The following is a 1,889-nucleotide window of genomic DNA, read 5'->3' as shown; positions in this document are numbered from 1 at the left end:
AGTAATCCCAAGACTCTTTATCAATTGCTTCATAATCAGCAATGATAGCCTCTTCAGTCACACCTACCCGATAAGTTAAATCTTGAGGATAGCTGGAGGTTTTATTCCAACTGTCACGAATTTGCTGAGACACCTTGCCTTTCAAATCGTTAATGACAGCGCTGTCAGTAATTTCTGGACCTAGGGTAATCTTACCCATATAACCATTCCAAGGACTGATTTCGAGAATCCCTTCGTCTTCCCCTTGTTTAAATAACACCTGGAACTGAGCAATAGGTTCTTGGGTAGCAATATTGCCTGTAGTTTTGGTGTACAGCAATTCAGGTAGGGGGGTTTGCTCTGCCCCATCCAAGGGTGTGCCCTTAACGGGTTTGTAGCCTAAAATCGCGCCATCTCTGCCAACACTAACCTGATAGTTTAAATTCCCAGCAAACTGTTCCCGGTTCCCCCAAGCTCGAAAAATTCGCTTTTGCAGGCTTCTTTGTATATAGCGCAACTCTGTGGGATCAGTAATTTCTGGTGCAGTTGTGAGCACTTTTTCTAGCTCCTCAATCGAGAGTGGTGTTCCCTTTGGTGTTGGTGTTGGTGTTGCCTGAGGGTCACTCTCCCCAGTTGAGGTACTGGTTTCATTGGAATTTTCCTCTGTTCGGGCAGGTTCGGGTTCCCGTACTTCTGGAATCGGTACAAAGAAAAATGCGATCGCAGCTAGAGCCAAACTTGCCATGCCCAGTGCAGCGGGGGCAGTACGCTCGGTTACTGGTTTTTCAGCTTGGCGATAGTGCTTAGAAACAGGCTGCAACGAAACGCTAATATCTGGTAGGGTTCGTCCATCAGCCAAAAACTGGTCAATCGCCTCAACCAAGTCAAACAACTGCACTGTGTTCAAATCTACATGGAGACCTTTCCCTGAGTTGGTCATTGCTCCTGAGTTGGGAGTATCTAGCAGTGTCAGTCGATGCACATTTTTGTCCTCGACTTTCTGCAGATGCACCTTAGCTGGTTTCTCAGCATTGGGTTTGGGGTGAGGCACTTTAGACAAAAATTCCTGAGCATAGCGGCTTACACTATCTACCAAGTCCTCAAAAAAATCCCGCCCACCACTGAGGGGTTGTTTCATAGCCCCTAAATGGCATTCCGCATTAGTTAGAGTTGTCAGCAATGGTCGGGGATCTGGCTGTAACCCATCCCCTGTGGTACTATTACTCCAACCCTCCAGGATAAGGGTACAGTTGGGAAGACTGTACTGGCGTCGAATTGTCATCGGCTGTTCCTGCTGAAAAATCCCCTTCAACCTCTTAGACTAGCATTGAGGGAATGGGTAATGGATAATGGGTAATGAATAATGGGTAATTGATAATGGCTAATTGATAAGTCACCTGACTATTACTTGATACTTGATGGCATGTCGATAATCAGCAACAACAAAAACATTCAAGGCAATTCCCCATCAAACAAACTAGTCCATAATCTTTGCCTTCCAGAAGTGCCTGTACAGAACAGAAGCTCACTCAATAGAGAAATTGCGAGTTGATTCAACTTTTCTTCAGAGTTATAGGCAGCCACTTTAGAGCGACGGGGATTCATCCGGCTGCGAAAATGAGCCTGGAACCTTTCCAAATACTTAGATAGGCGAAAATGTTGTTCTAGAGGTACCTGCTTTTCCAGCAGTTGTTCATAAGCCGTCAACAACTGCCGAATCAGAACGGTCATTCGGCGTGCCATATGACTAGCAATCACCACTAAAGCCTTAGCTTCTTCTGGACTTAGAGGACGTCGTGTGTAAGAGCGCCGCCAGGGATTGGTAGAGCGCATACGCCACAGGACAACACGATTTTTAATAATGTCCTGAAGTTCCAGCTCTCTAGCCGCCAATAGCATCGCCTCAGAAC

At 46.2% G+C, this 1,889-nt stretch carries 2 protein-coding genes; both read right to left on the bottom strand.

The features are described 5' to 3' along the window. A partial coding sequence (locus F6K53_RS39085) for a DUF4335 domain-containing protein (RefSeq protein ID WP_293085275.1) occupies positions 1-1,261 on the bottom strand: 1,261 nt, incomplete at its 3' end. A gap of 170 nt (positions 1,262-1,431) precedes the next feature. Beyond that, positions 1,432-1,889 (bottom strand): DUF3038 domain-containing protein (locus F6K53_RS39080; protein ID WP_293085273.1); only part of this gene is annotated, 458 nt, incomplete at its 5' end.

The organism is Moorena sp. SIO4A1, from assembly GCF_010672065.1.
GTDB lineage: Bacteria > Cyanobacteriota > Cyanobacteriia > Cyanobacteriales > Coleofasciculaceae > Moorena.
The sequence above is the reverse complement of the archived record's forward strand: the minus strand, read 5'-3'. Positions and strand labels throughout refer to the sequence as shown.